This window comes from Williamwhitmania sp. (assembly GCA_035529935.1).
Classification (GTDB): domain Bacteria; phylum Bacteroidota; class Bacteroidia; order Bacteroidales; family Williamwhitmaniaceae; genus Williamwhitmania.
The window spans coordinates 13,869-29,886 of record DATKVT010000121.1 but is presented as its reverse complement, the minus strand read 5'-3'; the positions used below and the strand labels follow the sequence as shown (position 1 = coordinate 29,886).

Annotated in this window: 22 protein-coding genes and 1 pseudogene; 11 read left to right on the top strand and 12 right to left on the bottom strand. The window is 43.9% G+C overall.

What is annotated here, in order from left to right:
* Together VMW01_09375 and VMW01_09370 are read left to right on the top strand one after the other, a co-directional pair.
* A partial coding sequence (locus tag VMW01_09375; protein HUW06461.1) for a hypothetical protein occupies positions 1-487 on the top strand: 487 nt, incomplete at its 5' end.
* Positions 484-1,062, top strand: a complete 579-nt coding sequence (locus tag VMW01_09370; GenBank protein ID HUW06460.1) for a hypothetical protein — start codon at positions 484-486, stop codon at positions 1,060-1,062. The genes VMW01_09375 and VMW01_09370, both read left to right, overlap by 4 nt.
* Before the next feature lie 128 nt (positions 1,063-1,190).
* On the opposite strand, the gene VMW01_09365 is transcribed toward VMW01_09370, so the two are convergent.
* Positions 1,191-1,355, bottom strand: a complete 165-nt coding sequence (locus tag VMW01_09365; GenBank protein HUW06459.1) for a hypothetical protein — start codon at positions 1,353-1,355, stop codon at positions 1,191-1,193.
* Between the two features lie 226 nt (positions 1,356-1,581).
* Here VMW01_09365 and VMW01_09360 point away from each other — a divergent pair.
* The 5 genes and pseudogenes from VMW01_09360 to VMW01_09340 all read left to right on the top strand — a co-directional run bounded on the left by VMW01_09360 (position 1,582) and on the right by VMW01_09340 (position 6,442).
* Positions 1,582-2,421, top strand: a pseudogene (locus VMW01_09360) (RHS repeat-associated core domain-containing protein).
* A 790-nt stretch (positions 2,422-3,211) separates the two neighbouring features.
* Positions 3,212-4,102 carry an RHS repeat-associated core domain-containing protein gene (locus VMW01_09355; protein HUW06458.1) on the top strand — a complete coding sequence of 297 codons (891 nt, stop codon included), beginning with the start codon at positions 3,212-3,214 and terminating at the stop codon, positions 4,100-4,102.
* Between the two features lie 10 nt (positions 4,103-4,112).
* Positions 4,113-4,514, top strand: a complete 402-nt coding sequence (locus VMW01_09350) for a hypothetical protein (GenBank protein HUW06457.1) — start codon at positions 4,113-4,115, stop codon at positions 4,512-4,514.
* Positions 4,515-4,934: 420 nt separating this feature from the next.
* The gene (locus VMW01_09345) at positions 4,935-5,792 is read left to right on the top strand and encodes an RHS repeat-associated core domain-containing protein (protein ID HUW06456.1); all 858 of its coding nucleotides are present in this window, start codon (positions 4,935-4,937) and stop codon (positions 5,790-5,792) included.
* A gap of 14 nt (positions 5,793-5,806) precedes the next feature.
* A complete protein-coding gene (locus VMW01_09340; protein ID HUW06455.1) occupies positions 5,807-6,442 on the top strand; it encodes a hypothetical protein in 636 nt (211 codons plus the stop codon).
* Positions 6,443-6,694: 252 nt separating this feature from the next.
* Here VMW01_09340 and VMW01_09335 read toward each other — a convergent pair whose 3' ends face one another.
* Genes VMW01_09335 through VMW01_09325 form a run of 3 tightly spaced genes read right to left on the bottom strand, consistent with a single transcriptional unit; the run spans position 6,695 to position 7,584 of the window.
* A complete protein-coding gene (locus tag VMW01_09335) occupies positions 6,695-7,027 on the bottom strand; it encodes a type II toxin-antitoxin system RelE/ParE family toxin (protein HUW06454.1) in 333 nt (110 codons plus the stop codon).
* The gene (locus tag VMW01_09330) at positions 7,017-7,235 is read right to left on the bottom strand and encodes a hypothetical protein (protein ID HUW06453.1); all 219 of its coding nucleotides are present in this window, start codon (positions 7,233-7,235) and stop codon (positions 7,017-7,019) included. The genes VMW01_09335 and VMW01_09330 overlap by 11 nt, the downstream gene beginning before the upstream one ends.
* A 7-nt stretch (positions 7,236-7,242) precedes the next feature.
* Positions 7,243-7,584, bottom strand: a complete 342-nt coding sequence (locus VMW01_09325) for a helix-turn-helix transcriptional regulator (GenBank protein HUW06452.1) — start codon at positions 7,582-7,584, stop codon at positions 7,243-7,245.
* A gap of 154 nt (positions 7,585-7,738) precedes the next feature.
* Between VMW01_09325 and VMW01_09320 the strand changes: the two genes are divergently transcribed.
* Positions 7,739-7,933 carry a hypothetical protein gene (locus VMW01_09320; GenBank protein ID HUW06451.1) on the top strand — a complete coding sequence of 65 codons (195 nt, stop codon included), beginning with the start codon at positions 7,739-7,741 and terminating at the stop codon, positions 7,931-7,933.
* Positions 7,934-8,151: 218 nt separating this feature from the next.
* Here VMW01_09320 and VMW01_09315 read toward each other — a convergent pair whose 3' ends face one another.
* The 3 genes from VMW01_09315 to VMW01_09305 are packed head-to-tail and all read right to left on the bottom strand — an operon-like array spanning position 8,152 to position 9,040.
* The gene (locus VMW01_09315) at positions 8,152-8,487 is read right to left on the bottom strand and encodes a type II toxin-antitoxin system RelE/ParE family toxin (protein HUW06450.1); all 336 of its coding nucleotides are present in this window, start codon (positions 8,485-8,487) and stop codon (positions 8,152-8,154) included.
* Positions 8,477-8,686 carry a hypothetical protein gene (locus VMW01_09310; GenBank protein ID HUW06449.1) on the bottom strand — a complete coding sequence of 70 codons (210 nt, stop codon included), beginning with the start codon at positions 8,684-8,686 and terminating at the stop codon, positions 8,477-8,479. The genes VMW01_09315 and VMW01_09310 overlap by 11 nt, the downstream gene beginning before the upstream one ends.
* Positions 8,687-8,698: 12 nt before the next feature.
* Positions 8,699-9,040: a helix-turn-helix transcriptional regulator gene (locus VMW01_09305; protein HUW06448.1), complete on the bottom strand. Its 342-nt coding sequence runs from the start codon at positions 9,038-9,040 to the stop codon at positions 8,699-8,701.
* Positions 9,041-9,159: 119 nt separating this feature from the next.
* Here VMW01_09305 and VMW01_09300 point away from each other — a divergent pair, with 119 nt between their 5' ends.
* Entirely contained in the window at positions 9,160-9,360 is a 201-nt protein-coding gene (locus VMW01_09300) for a hypothetical protein (protein ID HUW06447.1), read from the top strand.
* Positions 9,361-9,567: 207 nt separating this feature from the next.
* Here VMW01_09300 and VMW01_09295 read toward each other — a convergent pair whose 3' ends face one another.
* The 3 genes from VMW01_09295 to VMW01_09285 are packed head-to-tail and all read right to left on the bottom strand — an operon-like array spanning position 9,568 to position 11,964.
* Positions 9,568-10,146, bottom strand: a complete 579-nt coding sequence (locus VMW01_09295; protein HUW06446.1) for an L-threonylcarbamoyladenylate synthase — start codon at positions 10,144-10,146, stop codon at positions 9,568-9,570.
* A 4-nt stretch (positions 10,147-10,150) separates the two neighbouring features.
* The gene (locus tag VMW01_09290) at positions 10,151-11,131 is read right to left on the bottom strand and encodes a glycosyltransferase family 9 protein (protein HUW06445.1); all 981 of its coding nucleotides are present in this window, start codon (positions 11,129-11,131) and stop codon (positions 10,151-10,153) included.
* Positions 11,132-11,148: 17 nt separating this feature from the next.
* Positions 11,149-11,964: a 2,3,4,5-tetrahydropyridine-2,6-dicarboxylate N-succinyltransferase gene (locus VMW01_09285; GenBank protein HUW06444.1), complete on the bottom strand. Its 816-nt coding sequence runs from the start codon at positions 11,962-11,964 to the stop codon at positions 11,149-11,151.
* 269 nt (positions 11,965-12,233) lie between these two features.
* Between VMW01_09285 and VMW01_09280 the strand changes: the two genes are divergently transcribed.
* Together VMW01_09280 and VMW01_09275 are read left to right on the top strand one after the other, a co-directional pair.
* The gene (locus tag VMW01_09280) at positions 12,234-12,992 is read left to right on the top strand and encodes a carboxypeptidase-like regulatory domain-containing protein (protein HUW06443.1); all 759 of its coding nucleotides are present in this window, start codon (positions 12,234-12,236) and stop codon (positions 12,990-12,992) included.
* A gap of 65 nt (positions 12,993-13,057) precedes the next feature.
* Complete coding sequence (locus tag VMW01_09275; GenBank protein HUW06442.1) at positions 13,058-14,014, top strand: pyridoxal-phosphate dependent enzyme; 957 nt, start codon at positions 13,058-13,060, stop codon at positions 14,012-14,014.
* Here the strand turns inward: VMW01_09275 and VMW01_09270 are convergent.
* Both VMW01_09270 and VMW01_09265 read right to left on the bottom strand, forming a co-directional pair.
* Positions 14,011-15,132 carry an endonuclease/exonuclease/phosphatase family protein gene (locus VMW01_09270; GenBank protein HUW06441.1) on the bottom strand — a complete coding sequence of 374 codons (1,122 nt, stop codon included), beginning with the start codon at positions 15,130-15,132 and terminating at the stop codon, positions 14,011-14,013. The genes VMW01_09275 and VMW01_09270 overlap by 4 nt on opposite strands.
* Complete coding sequence (locus VMW01_09265; protein ID HUW06440.1) at positions 15,116-16,018, bottom strand: rhomboid family intramembrane serine protease; 903 nt, start codon at positions 16,016-16,018, stop codon at positions 15,116-15,118. The genes VMW01_09270 and VMW01_09265 overlap by 17 nt, the downstream gene beginning before the upstream one ends.

Here is a 16,018-nt window from a genome sequence, read left to right as displayed (position 1 = left end):
GCATGGTATTTTTGGACCGAGCGATGCGGCATTGCCTAGGCAGCTCGGCTCGATGCAGAATTATGGTGATCAAATTTTTGGGCCAAATGGCCAAGGAACACCTGATAAAGCTAAAGTTACGGGTGTTATGGGTGAATTGCCTAGTTTGGAGTTTGATCCTCTGGATTTTGCTGCAATAGTAGCAGAGAAAATATTTGGGAAAACGACTGAATCACAGCAAAAGCAAGAGGAGCTGGGGCCTGTGTTCACGTCGGACAAGGACATCAAGGAGTCTACTACCGGTGACAATACGGGGAATGGTGGTAAGCCAATTGTTGATGATTTGTACAAAGGGTGGAAAAAGGATACAATTCATTATGAAGATGCATATATAAGTCCAGATGGAGACTCAACATTGCTGATTGGCCCAACTGGAGACTCAGTAATGATAGTACAAATGCCCGGCAGGAATTATAGTTATCAAGGTGAAAAAAAACATAAAAAATGAAAACCATATTATTTTGCGCAATTATTCTTCTTGCTATGAGTAATGGTTGTAGTAAGAAACAGGATTTAATGCTAGCGGACAATGAGTGGAAAGGAATATTGAGGCCAACTCTCTTTATTCCAGCAATTAATGAGAAATTGGTTTATTCAAAGTATTGTAATAAGAGGCTATACGGTTTAAATGAGTTTTGTTATAGGACTGGTTCAGAAATACTTGGCTATAAAATAACAGATTCGTTGACCAGTTATCTAAAGAATAGGGATGATGAGCCAATAGAAAATAAGCTGGATACCCTTTATGGCTTCAAGTTTATTAATGACAATGAGTTGCTTGAGAAAGAATATTTAGTCTTTTCCAAACCGTTTTATATTGAAAATGATTTAGTGTGTTTTTCCATCGGTTTAATAGGGAGAAAAGATAAACCCTTAAATCAGTGGGTTTTCTTTCTTAAAAAGGATGATAATAAATATACATTGATATTATTGTATGATTATCTCAAAGATCACTATTATAAATGTTCCCCGCTCGGCTGGACGTGTCGTCCGGCTGCTGTGGACTTTTGCCAATGGGCGTAAGCTGAAGGCTGGCTATATGTAGGTAATAGCGGCTGCCGGCTTAGGTGCGCATAGCGGTTGCATGGGCATGCTGCCCATAAGCTGGCAGCTTGGGGGCGGTTGCTTGAGACAGAAATATGTAAGCACTCTCAAGGGTAGATCTTCATAGCTTGTCCGGCCATTGCCGGATTGTTCAATTGCCGTATTGGCGCATTTTCAATTTTCAAATTGCTCTGCCGTGCCTTCGGCACTGGAACCACGTTGAACGCTAATTTGCTACCATACTGTCGTCCCTCGTGGGACTGACTTTTCATTGGCATATTGAATTCTATGGTTAATCCAAATGGTTTGTTTAAAAATTAGTTCATGTTTTTCTGTTTTTGATTTTGAAAACAAAGGAATATGCATGATGGCGCATTGGCACATTTTTTAAATCTTCAAATTGTCTCATCTTCAAATTCTCAAATTAATTCCCTACCTTCGCTATACGCTCTTTGAATTTGAACGGCGCAGGCGACCTAGCGCAACACGACGAACCCCTACCGCTACAACGGCAAGGAGCTGCAATCGTTCCTCTCCGTGGCCGGACGTTCCTTGGATTGGTATGACTACGGGGCTAGGTTCTACGAGCCCGAAATTGGGCGGTGGCAAACCCTGGACCCACTGGCGGAGCAGTCCAGAAGGTGGAACCCGTATACTTATTGCATGAATAACCCGCTCCGGTTCGTGGACCCCGACGGGATGGAGGCGGGGCCCACGGTGAACGGGTTCTCCGTCAACTGGATGAGTACCATGTGGGGCAACGACGTGCAGTACACGAGCTACGAGGACGGGGACGACGGCGGCGGCAAGAGCAAGAAGCCGGAGGCCCCCAAGCCCAACCCAGATGGGAACAGCGGCGGCAAGGGAAATCCGCAAAGCGGTGGTGATGCCAAGTCTGGTGGAGTATCATTTGAAGACAATATTGTACTTTGGGCAAATAGATTAGCACTAAGTGCATTAGGTGGATCATCAAATGTACTTAATGATGTTCAATCATATGGAAATGGTTCCCCATTGTATTCAAAGTTATCAAAACTTAATAACCCTCAAAATTACACGAAGAGTTGGCAACTAGCATTTAATAGTTTTACAAAGAAATGGGATGCAAAAATCTCTCCGGAAATTGGAAATACCGGATATGCCTTGAAGTATTATCCTTTAAAAAATGGCGTTAGGGATGCAATTGGGCTTGTTCATACTAATATATTTATGCATTATTTGGAAACGCGTCTTGAAATGGAAGAATCTGGAATGGTAAAATACTTTAATTTTCACGATGATTTCTTGTATGACATGCATTATAATAATTCAATTAATGTTTTAAATTCATTAAAATGAGAAAAACAATTATATTTCTATTGTTGTTATTAATATTAAACGTGTGTGGAGATGTTATTCTTTATAACGTTTTTGACAACTATCAAAAAATGAGTGGAGTAATCAACTATTTTGTAATAATTGTTATTTCCATTCTTTACTTTTTGAGTAATTTGACTGGCCGAAAGGTTTTGAGATTGTTTCTCCTTCCTAGTGTTTTTTTGATTTTATTCTTACTACTAATTTTGTTAGATTTGACCACTGGAGGAATAGAAAGTCCTAGCGGTTTTCTATATATAACGACGAGTATCACCTGTTCCCTTTTTGAATATGTAAATTTTATTATTGGCAACATACATAATGATTTTTCAAGAGAAATTTCATTTTTTCTGTTTAATTCATTAGGTGTAAGTTCAATTCTGTTATTTTTATCCATTCTAGTGGATTATTTAGACATATTATTCAGTAGGATAAGAAGAAATGAAACTCAATAGAGTTTCTTCATCTGAGGGGCTTAACAGTAATCCGTGGGGCTTGTCTTTTATAGGGTAACAACGTTCTTCTGGAAGAAGTCCTTGAACTTCTTCTTGGTGAGCATGCAGTATCTACAGTCAGGGGGCGACTACATTTCTAGCGAGAACAAGTCGTCCCACTGACTAGGACGCGTTGCTGCATAGGCACATTTCCAAATTAATTTCTACCTTCGCTACAGGTTCTTTGAATTCACGTAAGCACCCCCTACCGCTACAACGGCAAGCTGGAGCGCAGCGGAAGTCCGGCCTTTGACGGAGAGCTGCAATCGTTCCTGCAGGTGGCCGGACGTTCCTTGAATTGGTATGACTACGGGGCGCGGTTCTACGAGCCGGAGATTGGGCGGTGGCAGACCATCGATCCGCTCGCTGAAAAATCCAGAAGGTGGAACCCCTACGCCTACGCGCTGGACAACCCGCTCAGGTTCGTGGACCCCGATGGGATGGAGGCGGGGCCCAAGGTGAACGGGTTCTCCGTCAACTGGATGAGTACCATGTGGGGCAACGACGTGCAGTACACGAGCTACGAGGACGGGGACGACGGCGGCGGCAAGAGCAAGAAGCCGGCCAACAACGAGGAGAAGAAGAAGCCGGAGGCCCCCAAGCCCAACCCAGATGGGAACAGCGGTGGCAAGGGAAATCCGCAAAGCGGTGGTGATGCCGCAAACGGAGGGGGTAACCCAGGATTAGTACTGGCAAATGCTTTAAATAGTTTGCCTCCTATACTTCCAGGGTCTGGGTTTATTCCTATTATTAACCCTTTATATGGAGCTGCAGCAGTTTCTATTGATGGGGGTGGAAATTTTGTTGGAGCAGAGAAGGATAAAGGAATTATATTAATGCTAAGAGGCAAGGATATAGGAAAGTATATAACTTATAATGAAATTGCTGGAGGAGGAGGAACCGGAGCTAGTATTGGTGGCGAATTTACACGATTTGACTTCACTGGAGGTAATGATAATTTAAGACTTAGTTATCTTGAAGGATTTAGATCCAAAGCATATGCAGGGGTCAATGTTTTTGGATTTTTCGGAATTGGAATTGCAAGCAGTTGGTCAAAACCCGTAAATGAATATCGAGTTTTTGGCACAACCTTTTCATTTGGGCTTGGATTGAGCCCTTTCTTAATTGATGCAGGATTTAATCAAGGAGAGGTAGAATTTGATAAATGAGAATAGAATTATGAAATTTTTTAAAAACAAAGCTTGGACGGTGATTATCCTGTTTATTCTCTTGTTTGTTATTATATACAATGTAAGAAGGAGCAATACTCAGGATCAAGAATTACAAACAGAGTATCCGACTCTTAAAAAAGAATCAAGGATAGATGGTGTGATAACATATAAGTATGATTTTAAAGCAAATAATTTTAGGGATTTTTTATCAATATCAAGAGTTTCAATAAATGATAAAAAGTATAGTATAATTGCTGATGAAATAGATGGTTATAATGATTATGGTATAAATGAAATAATAGAAGTTGGGGATTTTATATCAAAAGCAAAAGATAATGACACTATTGTCGTAACCAAACAAAATTCTAATAAAACTTATCTCTTCTTAAGAAGAGATAAACTGTTTTAGTTTATTGCCACAAATAGCGGAGGTAGTAATTATGCTTGGGCAGGGGTTTTAGCATTTGCGGGTACTGCAGCCGTAGCGGATGGCCCAATACCAATTGGTGATGCAATTGGAGGAGCCTCCGCTCGGTCGGACGGGCCGTCCGGCTGCTGCCAGCCTTTTGCCAATGGACGTAAGCTGGAGGCTGGCTATATGTGGGTGATAGCGGCTGCCGGCCTAGGCGTGCATAGCGGTTGCATGGGCATGCTGCCCATAAGCCTAGCTGTTTAGTAGCGCAGAGTTGCAGCCTAGCTGCCAGTCAGGGGGCGACTACATTTCTAGCGAGAACAAGTCACCCCCTGACTAAGGCAATTGTCCCATTCTCAAACTGTTTAATTTCCAAATCTTCAAATTAATTCCCTACCTTCGCTATACGTTCTTTGAATTTGCCAGAGCAACCCCTACCGCTACAACGGCAAGAAGCTGCAATCGTTCCTGCAGGTGGCCGGACGTTCTTTGGACTGGTATGACTACGGCGCTCGATTCTACGAGCCGGAAATTGGAAGGTGGCAGACCATCGATCCGCTGGTGGAGGAAGGCAGACGGTGGACCCCTTACACTTTCTGCATGGATAATCCAATCCGATTTATCGACCCAGATGGAATGAAAGTAGTGAATGGATACGAAGAGGATCGAGAAAAGGCCGCAGAAGAGAAGAAGGATGCAGAAGAGCATTACAATTCGACTAGCAAAGAGAAGAATAAGAAAGAATGGAAGGCTGCAAAAAAAGAATTGCGTCAAAAAACACGCGCTTTTAATAATGTTGACAGAAATTTCAAAATAGTTCAGTCTATTATTGATGAATTGAAGGAAGTCGCACCTGGTATTTTTAATGAACTTGATAATTTAAAGGGGAAAGATGGTCAGAACATAGATATTAACGTAACTCTTCTTGCGTCAAATGATTCATACACAAAAAATGACGAGAAATATGACTTACTTGGAGGCACATACGCCTTACCTAGCACCGAATCATATATTAAAGATCCCTTATCTGGAGCAAAAAACACAATTGGTGTTAAGTTGAGTAGAAACACTACTGCCATAACTTTGGCGCACGAAGGGGGACATTGTGTTTATTATTCTCAGAATATTAAGGAATACTTCTTTGTTTTACGGAAACTATTTCCAAGTTGGGTAGGTCAAGGGGGGCATGCTGAAGGCGATCCCAACGGAGTTGCTGCGAACCAAATGGAACTCAGATATAAAGAGGCATACAGGAGAAATAAAAAGGCACGCTAATAATTAAATTTAATATGAATAAATTTTTTGCAATAATTTGTTTGTTACTCTCTTCACTTTCTTGCCTAGGGCAAGAAAGTGAAGATACATCTCGCATAATATTTAATGCGAAATTAAATACATTAAGGTTTGATAATGTTCTTTATACAGAGGGCATGCTAGTTAAAATTCCCTTAATATTAAATGATACAACATTTTGTAAGTTTAAGATATTAAAAACAAATGGGTTTAATAATGTTATATTTATAATGATTGATTTTGCAGATGTAAATTTTCCAATGTTAATAAAACAGACAGAACAAGTATTAAATAGTAAGTTGTTATTGTCGAAAGAAGTAGGTGAAATTTATTTCTCTGAATTTGTATTGGCTTATTCCTTTACTCGAAATAGGTTCTATAAAATTACGGGGTTTGTTCATAGTGAATTTGATGAGTTCTACTTTGATTATTCATTAAGTGCATCAACGATTGAAAAGAATATACTAAAGAATAGAAAAAGTGTGGCAAAATATTATACCGTTGAAGGCTTAGAATTAGACTGTTTGTTAAATTCCATACACTGTAAGAAAATATCTTATGATAAATTCCCTTGTTTAAGACCAGCTAATTCACGAGTCTTATATGTTAATGGGGTACCTTTTACACTATAAATTAGGTTTAGGTAAAACCTGCTGGCTCGCACAACCAACGAAACTCTCGAGCGAAAGTGTCGCAAGGGGTGCTCGAAATCTTGCTAAAAGCCTGAAGTAAGGACTACAGCCCATCCAAAACAGGCCAAAATATCACCCCCCGCCAGCGCTCAGCTGGCGGGGCTTGGCTTTTATAGGGTAGCAACGTTCTTCTGGAAGAGGTTCCTGAACCTCTTAGCAAGCAAAACGCCCGCCAAGTCCGGGCTTTTTGCTTTATAGTAGCCCAGCCAACCTAAGCAAGCTGTCCAGTTCCTTATCCGAAATGCTTTCCTTGTCGCCTTTATCGTAGATGGAGAGCAGGAAGACAGATCCGGCCACAATTTTAACGGAGGAAATCACCCGGCTACCGCCGCTTTTACCTTTACCTTTAGAGGTAATAGCCATACGGATTTTATAGCAATCCTTGCCAAGCGGCTGCCCTTGCTTGGGCTCTTCCTTTAAGGAATCAACCAGGGCCTTATAGTCGTTTTTTACAGACGGGTACTTCCTGGAAAGCTTTTTCAGCTCCTTGTCGAAAAAATCGGTGGTGTAAACACTAAAGCTCACTGAACAGCTGGTCAGCGGTTTTTAACTTAACTTCCCCTTTTAGGTGCCGTTCAACCTGTTCGAGGGATTTCTTAGTGCCTTCCACAAACGCTTGTTGGTTTTTGGTCAGCTCAGCTTCCCCGGGCACTTTAACAAAGCCAAGGCTCTTTACCAGCTCCATAAAGAACGGGTATTTGTTGTCCGGTACATTTAAAACTACTTGCTTCATAACCCTTCTATTTTGTGGCAAACGCCTGTTTTGTTTTAAAATTTTGTATGTAGGTGTCGATGACATTGAACAGGACCGATTTAGTATTGGTGTCCATTTTCTGGATACTTTTTATCCTGTCAATGGTATCCTGGTCATACGACGAATACTCACCTTCGCCCAAGAGAAAGTCAACCGTAACCCCGAATGCTTTAGCCATTTTCAAGGCCATTTCAAGGGAAGGAGAATTTTCATTACGCTCGTATTTTCCGATTATCTCCCTTGATGCGCTAATTTGTTCTGCAAGGTCGCCTTGCGACCATCCTTTCTCTTTCCTGAGTAAAGATATTTTGCTTCCGATGTTTAACATGTTGCTCTAATAAGTAAGCGTTTGCAATGATTTTACAAAAATACGAGAAATAAGTTACATAAAAAAGCAAGTTGTTTTTTGTTTGATTGAGAAACAAGTTATAGATTTGTGCAAAATATTACAGATTACAAATATTAAAAATATTTTTCAACCAATGGAAATACGTGACATAAAAGCGCACCTGGGCATATTAACGGTGCTGAGCAGCTACCACCTGAAGCCCGACAAGAACGGCATGCTCCCCGCTCGGCTGGATGTGTCGTCCGGCTGCTGTGGACTTTTGCCAATGGACGTAAGCTGGAGCTTGGCCATATGGTGTAGTAGCTGCAGCCGGCCTAGGAGCGCATAGCGGTTGCATGGGCATGCTGCCCATAAGCCTAATTGCTTAGAAGCGCAGCACGGCAACCGGGCTGCCAGCTCAGGGCGGCTACTTGAGCCCGAAAAAAGTCTCCGCTAGCGCGGGCGTCCACGTCCGTGGAGGAGATACAACGAAAAACAAGCTAGCGCAGACGTTCGCGACTGATAGAAATGAAAACGAAGACCCGCCTAACCAGCGGGTCTTTGCATTTATGGCTGTAGCCCTGCGATGGCAAGGAGCTCGTTCAGCTCCCGGTCGGAGATGCTCTCCTTGTCGGACTTGTCGTAGATGGTGAGCAGGTAAACGTTCTGGTCAACCACCTTAACGCAGGTGATCACGCGCGAACCGCCGCTCTTCCCTTTGCCCTTAGAGGCGATGGCCATGCGCACTTTGTAGCAGTCCTTTCCCAAAGGCTCACCCTGTAAAGGGTTTTGCTCTAGAGAGGTAATGAGCGCTTCAAGATCCGACTTAAGGGAATGGTGCTTCTTCCCAACGCTCTTGGCATGCTTTTTAAAACCGGTGGTGACGATTACGTTAAAGCTCATTCAGAAAATCTTTGGCCGATTGCAGCGTTTTCTTACCCTGCCTGTGCTGCTCCACCTCACCCAGTGAGTGCTTTAGGTCGTCAATGAATTCCATTTGCTCTTTCGTTAGCCGTTGAACCTTTTTAAAGCCGAGGTTGTTCACCAGCTCCATGAAGAAGTTTATTTTACTGTCCGGTATGTCGAGTACTACCCTTTGCATAGCTAATCGTATTTATCTGGCGTACGCCTGTTTTGTTTTATAGTCCCTCAGGAAAGCGTCCATAAGGGCGTACAGATGCCCCCTATTTTCAGGGTCTAGCTGCTGTATATCCTGTATCCTGTGCATTATCGTATTGTCAAGTATTAAGTTGGTATTGCCTACTAGGTAGTCTAAGGATACCTCCAAGGCCTCGGCAACCTGTGCGGCCACCTCGATGGATGGTTTTACTTCCTCCCTCTCATACCGGCCAATAACAGCACCATGTACGCCAATCTTTTTAGCAAGGGCATCCTGAGACATCTTCTTCACTTTTCTGACCTCTGTCAGCCGTCCTCCAAAAGTTATCGACTTCATAAATGTAGTAAAAGCAACAGTTAAATCAACCTTTTGGCAAAAATACAAAACAAATATGTATTAAACAAAGATGATAAGTCTTGCTTGGTTATGATTGCAGCTTTGGCAAAAATGAGCAGATGATGCGTTCCTCCCGCTCGGCCGGACGTGCCGTCCGGCTGCTGCGGACTTTTGCCAATGGGCGTAAAGCTGGAGGTTGGCCATATGGTGTAGTAGCTGCAGCCGGCCCAGGCGTGCATAGCGGTTGCATGGGCATGCTGCCCATAAGCTTAGTTGCAATGAAGCGCAGTACCGTAACTAAGCTGCCAGCCCCCTGCTAGTTGGGGACTTCCACGTCCGTGGAGGAGATACAACGAAAACCCCGCTTCCTAACAGGGGCGGGTTTTTGTATTTTATAGGGTAGCTACGTTTTTCTGGAAGAGGTTCAATCAACAGTCAGGGGGTGACTATTTTTCGCTTGCAAAAAGTCACCCCCTGACTAGGGCGCACAAGTTTCGTAAATTTGCTATTGGATCTCTAACATTTTTTTATTCCCTAATAATCTTTACCTCACCACCCAACCCTAGCATGATGATGGATGATGGCTTTCCGGTGGGCATTCCCTCAAACTCCTGGCTCACCACGTAGTCCACACCCTTTACAATCTCCTCCGAAATTTCCTCAAAGTAGGCGGGGGCCGGTTTTCCCGAGAGGTTGGCGGAGGTAGAAACCAGTGGTCGGTTTAATTTTTTAATAACTCGTTCACAAAACTCATGGTTTACCACCCTAATGCCAACTGTGTTTTCGGGTGGAACGAGGTTTGGTGCTAGGTTTCTTGCTCCCGGGTAAATGATGGTAAGCGGGGTGTCGGTTACCTCAAGGAGGGAGTAGGCTATTTCGGGCATTGTGTGAATGTAGCTGAGAATGCGCTCAACCCTATCCACCAGCACCAGCATGCTCTTGGAGTCGTTGCGCTGCTTGAGGTCGTAGATTTTTTTTACCGCTTCGGCATTTTCTGCATCACAGCCAATTCCCCATACCGTGTCGGTTGGGTAAAGCATTATGCCTCCGGCCCGAAGCACCTTCACGGCCTCGTCTACCTGCTTTGCAATATTCGATGTTTCCATATTTTTATGAGTTCACCTGTTTGATACTAATGTTTAGTGCGCACTTAAAATGACCCTCGGGACAAGCTTTGTAGCCGTGCAATCCACACGGACGGCAGGGCAGTGTTTCGGTTACCTCCACCACCCGGCTGTTGTCCGATAGCGGGCTAAAGCCAAAGTTTGGAATGGTAGAGCAAAAGATGGCAGTGGTTGGAGCATTCATGGCAGAGGCAATGTGCATGGGTGCCGAATCGTTCACGTAGTTCATGGCTGCGTCCTTCATCAGCGCTGCCGATTCCAGAAAGTTGAGCTTGCCTGCAAGGCTTTCCACCTTGGTTGGAAACTTGGATGCAATTGAGCTGCATGCTAGGGCGTCGGGTGGGCCACCAAGCAGGTAGACCTTGGTGTCGCTGGCGATGGTTTCGATGAGTTCCTCCCACTTTTCGGCGGGCCATTGCTTGGTAAACCAAACGGAGGTTGGGGCTATGCACACATATTTCCCCACTTTCAACTTCTCTACCGCAGCAAAATCTTTGTCGGAAGGATAAAGCACGGGACGTTTCTCCCATTCTCTGTTCCCCTTAATGGGTTTCAGCAGCTCCAAGTTTCTCTCCACCTCATGCTTGCCAGTTCCAATTTCATGGTCGATTCGGTGTGAAAAGAACCACGAAAGGGGGTTCTTTCTAAAGCCAATGCGTGTATTCGCACCGCTTAAAGCCGTAAAAATTCCAGTGGATAAAAAGCGTTGGAGGTTAATGGCTACGTCGTAATGTTCCTTCCGCAACTCTCGAATTATCCGCAGCTGATTTTTCAGTTTTTCCTCCTTCTTATTCCAAACAATAACTCGACGTAGATAGGGGTGACCAACCAGCAACCCTTCGTTTCCCTTGCGGAGCAAAAAGTCGATGGTCGCCTCAGGAAATGCTTGATGCAGCGCCTCAACCAAAGGAGTTGCTAAAATAACGTCACCAATAAAGGCTGTTTGGATTACCAGAATCTTATTCATCCTAGGAGAATTGGTAGTTACACGGCCACGTCGTATTCGCGAAGGGCGTCGTTGAGCGAAGTTTTGAGGTTGGTGCTCTCCTTTCGTTGTCCGATTATGAGGGCGCAAGGAACGTTGTAGGTTCCAGCGGCAAAGGTTTTAGGCAGAGTTCCAGGAATAACCACGCTACGAGGAGGAACAACACCCTTGTATTCAATGGGCTTTTCGCCGGAAACATCTATAATTTTGGTTGATCCTGTTATTACCACGTTGGCTCCGAGCACCGCCTCTTTTCCCACTCTTACCCCTTCCACAATTATGCATCGGGATCCAATGAAGCAGCCATCTTCAATAATTACTGGAGCTGCTTGAATGGGTTCTAGAACGCCACCAATGCCAACACCACCGCTAAGGTGAACTCCCTTGCCAATTTGTGCGCATGAGCCCACAGTGGCCCAGGTGTCAACCATGGTCCCTTCATCCACATAGGCACCAATGTTGATGTAGGAGGGCATCATTATGGTTCCTTTGGCAACGTATGATCCGTAGCGCGCTATGGCGTGGGGAACAACCCTTACACCTAGCTCGGCATACCCTTTTTTCAATGGAATTTTATCGTGAAATTCAAATGGTCCAACTTCCACGGTCTCCATTTTGCAGATGGGAAAGTATAGTATGGCTGCCTTTTTTACCCACTCGTTTACTCTCCAGCCGCCATTAACCGGTTCAGCCACTCTGAGCTTACCCTTGTCTAGGAGTTCTATCACCTCTCTAATTGCTTGCTGGGTTTTGGATTCGGCAAGGAGCTCTCTATTCTCCCAAACTTTTTCTATCGTAGCTTTAAGTGCTTCCATTATTTGTCAATTATTTCCCAAATGAGGATATATTCTGATGGGCTGTGGACAATTTGAAGAAGTTTTATTTCGTTTTTTACCAAAACCACAACCGTTGGTATCTTCTAGTTGCAAAGTTACTATTTCGAACAAAAGTGTTACGCTATAGGTACTTTTATTTCGAAGAGAGGGAAAAGGTTAATTTGTGCTAAAACCTGCTAAACAACGTTATAGGACATGTTGTGAGTTTTTTTTGTATGCAGCAATGCTTTACATTTATAAAAAAAACAGTGAGAAGAAGCAATAAAATCGTATTGATTGGTTTCTTTGCAATTGCAGGAGGCCATGCATTTGGAATAACCCCAGTGGATTCAACAAAAATTATTTCAGGTAGGGTAATCTCTGCCACAAATGGTGAACCAATCCCCTATGCGAATATTGTAAACTTAAGCAAGTCTACTGGCACTGTTTCTGACCCTTTCGGTATTTTTCAAATCCCCATGGCAGCCATGGATTCGCTATATATTTCAGCAATTGGATTCGCCACTTTAAGAACAAAAGTCTACTTCTTAGCTGGAAGCGATACCTCTCGCAGGCTCTTCTACCTTTCTCCTGTTTCTTACCCAATAAAGGAAATTGTGGTGCGCCGCTGGCACGACTATAACCAGTTCAAGCGCGAGTTTCTAGCCCTCAAGTTACCCGACACAAAAACGGAGCGTCTTACCAATTACCTTGCTGCCATCACCAAGGAGGCGGTTCAACAGGTACCACAAACAAGTGGAATTGGTTTTGGCGAAGATTGGTATCATCGGCAACAGAGAATTTTGGACGAGTATTTGGCAAGAACGGGTAGAAAACGAATGGCTGATGAAAGGTTAAACCTAACTACCGTTATACGGGAGGTTCACTGTTCGCAGGAATATGCTGCCCAATTCTTGTTGTGGCTCAAGCCCGATACAGAATTTGTACTCCAGACGCGCGATTACGATTTACTGGTCTACGTGAAAGAGAAGTATGCGGAGTGGTGCCATCTCTACAATAAGTGTTGATGAAATTATTTGATATTTAATATAAAGATGGTAGATTTCGTATTCTAGCTTTACGAAAAATAACCATGGTTACTGCTATTCCTAACCGGGCAGATATCTGGACTGCCTACGACAGAATAAAAAATTATGTTCATCGCACTCCCGTAATGACCTCCGATGCCATTAACCGACTAGCTGGTTGCGAACTTTTTTTTAAATGTGAGCATCTACAGAAGGTTGGTGCATTTAAATTTAGGGGTGCATTAAATGCTGTTCTATCGCTGCCATCAACTGAATTGTTCAAAGGGGTAGCAACCCATTCTTCGGGGAATCATGCTGCTGCGCTTGCGTTGGCCGCTCGTATGGCTGGCATTCCGGCCTATATTGTAATGCCCAGGAATTCCCCCTCGGTGAAGCAGAATGCTGTAAGAGGCTACGGTGGGATAATCCGCTTTTGTGAACCTACGCTACAGGCTCGGGAGGAGGCCCTTGCTCAACTAATTGAAGAAACGGGTGCCACCTTTATTCCACCCTACGACCATTTTCAGGTTATTTGTGGTCAGGGAACAGCAGCCTTGGAACTGTTGCAGGAAGCACCCCGAATCGACTCCATAGTGGCTCCAGTAGGTGGTGGCGGATTGCTCAGTGGAACGGCACTTGCGCTGAACTATATCGATCAGGCTGTTTGCGTTATTGGTGCCGAGCCGGCCGCTGCAGATGATGCCTTTCGGTCGTTTAGTGCAGGAAAACTTATTCCTTCCGATAATCCAAAAACCATTGCCGATGGCCTTCTTACATCATTATCGCCCCTCACGTTTGAAATTATTAAAAAAAATGTCACCCAAATTGTGACTGTTTCGGAAGAGGGAATTGTGCAGGCCATGAGGCTCCTCTTCGAAAGAATGAAACAGGTGGTAGAACCTTCCGGTGCGGTTCCTCTTGCAGCAGTTTTAGAACATCGCGAAATTTTTGCCGATAAGAGGGTTGGAATAATTTTATCGGGTGGCAATGTAGACCTCAGCAAACTCCCGTTTTCTCGTTAATTATTTTGATCGGCAGCCGCCTGCTTTAAACTTATGGGGAGCGCAAGATTTACCACCACAGGATAGTGGTCAGAATAGTCTATATGTGGACTTTCATAGCCAATGGCCATAATGAGTGGTGAATGAAAAACGTAGTCGATACGCAGGATGGGGAAGAACCCGTAGTAGGTTGATCCAGTACCAACACCCACTTCCTTGAAGGAGTCGGTGAGGTTGCCCCGCATTTTCCGGTAGCTATATGATGTGGGTGGGTCGTTGTAATCGCCAACCATAATGACCGGATAGGGCGATTTGTCGCGAGCATCGGACACCATGTCTACCTGGTTGGCTCGTTTCTCAAAGGCCAACTTAAGCCGGGAGTTAATATCTTTGAGCTCATCCATCTTCTTGCTGTTGTTCTGAAATTTTTGATAAATGAGCAGGTTTAGATTTTTCTCTCTAAGCCTTGTGCTTTGCAGGTGGCTGTTGTAAAGGCGAATGGTGTCGCCCCCAATTTTAATGTCGGAGTAAATGGTGGCGTTGGCCGTTTTTTCAAAAGGGAAACCTTCCCGGTTTACAATGGGATATTTGCTGAGAGTAATAATGCCAAAGTTGTATTTTTTAGAGGAGATGGTGTAGCTGATGTGATGGTAAGGATAATCGGCATAGAGCATCTTTAGTCGCTTTTTGACAGTGGCTGTATTTGTTTGGCAAAATTCCTGAAGGCAAACAATGTCGGGATTCTCCTGCTTGATGAATGAGATTATTTCGAGCAGCTGGTCAGGCGTATTATTCCAGTTAATTAGGTTGAACAGGTGCACATTATAGGTGAGAATTTTAAGATCTCGATGCTCGAAGTTGGTTTTTGGGGCGTGGAACCTCATCTGGAAGAAGTTTGAGGCTGGCTCAAGGCAAATAATAAAGGCTAGTAGTGGAATAATGACCGATTTTTTTCTTTTGATAACCAGTAATACGAAAATAATCGCGTTGAGGATCAGTAGTATAGGAAAGGCTAGGCCAAAGTATGCCAGTGGCCAAAAAACGGCGGGACTTACAAACGTGGAAAGGAATGAGAGTACCAACGCAATGGCTACAATGCTTCCAGAATAAACGACTACAAACTTAAGAAATGTCCTCACCCTTTTTGGTGTTATTACTCATGTTGAACAGCTCTTCGCGCTCCTCTTTTGTAAGAGAGGAGTAACCAGATTTGTTGATCTTGTCTAGGATCTTGTCGATGTGCTTTTGATGCTCTGCCTTTACTTGGTTATACTCCAAATCGGTAAGTGGGCGTCGATGGACCACCTTCATCTTTGACTTTCGTGGGCCAAAACTGCTGAAAATACCCTCTACCCATCCAAACCCGAGGTTGGATGCTTTGCTTTGCTTTATCTTTTGTGCAATGAGATAACCTGCGACGGCTCCGCCAATATGGGCAATATGCCCACCAGCATTGGTGCCAGCCATGCTTACTATATCAATCACTACATAACCTAGGGCAATGTATTTTAGCTTCACTGGGCCAAAAAACATTAGATATACCGTGTAATTTGGAGCGTAGGCTGCAGCGGCAAATACAATGGCCATAATGGAGGCAGAGGCACCTATGAGATCTGAAGCGTAACGCACGTCGGCAAACACGGGTAGGGTATTGTAGGCTAAGATGTAGAGCCCCCCACCAGCAAGCCCTCCCCACAAATAGGTTGAAAGCAATTGCTTTTGAGAGAAAAACTGCAGAAAAATAATTCCAAACCAGTAGAAAACAAGTAGGTTAAAGAGGATATGTAAAATCCCTTCATGCGTAAACATGTAGGTAACCAACGTCCATGGCCGTAAGGCAAGGGCTGCTGGGTTTGATGGAAGTTGGAGCCATGGAAGTAACGAGAATGCATCAGCATGACCTCCAAACATCATGAGTACATTTACTAGGTTTACCGCAATAAATACGCCTAGGTTGATGTAGATCAGCTTGGTGTGCGTGGTTCCCTGCTTGAACGATTCCTTTATCTCCTGCCCAATGCTCAT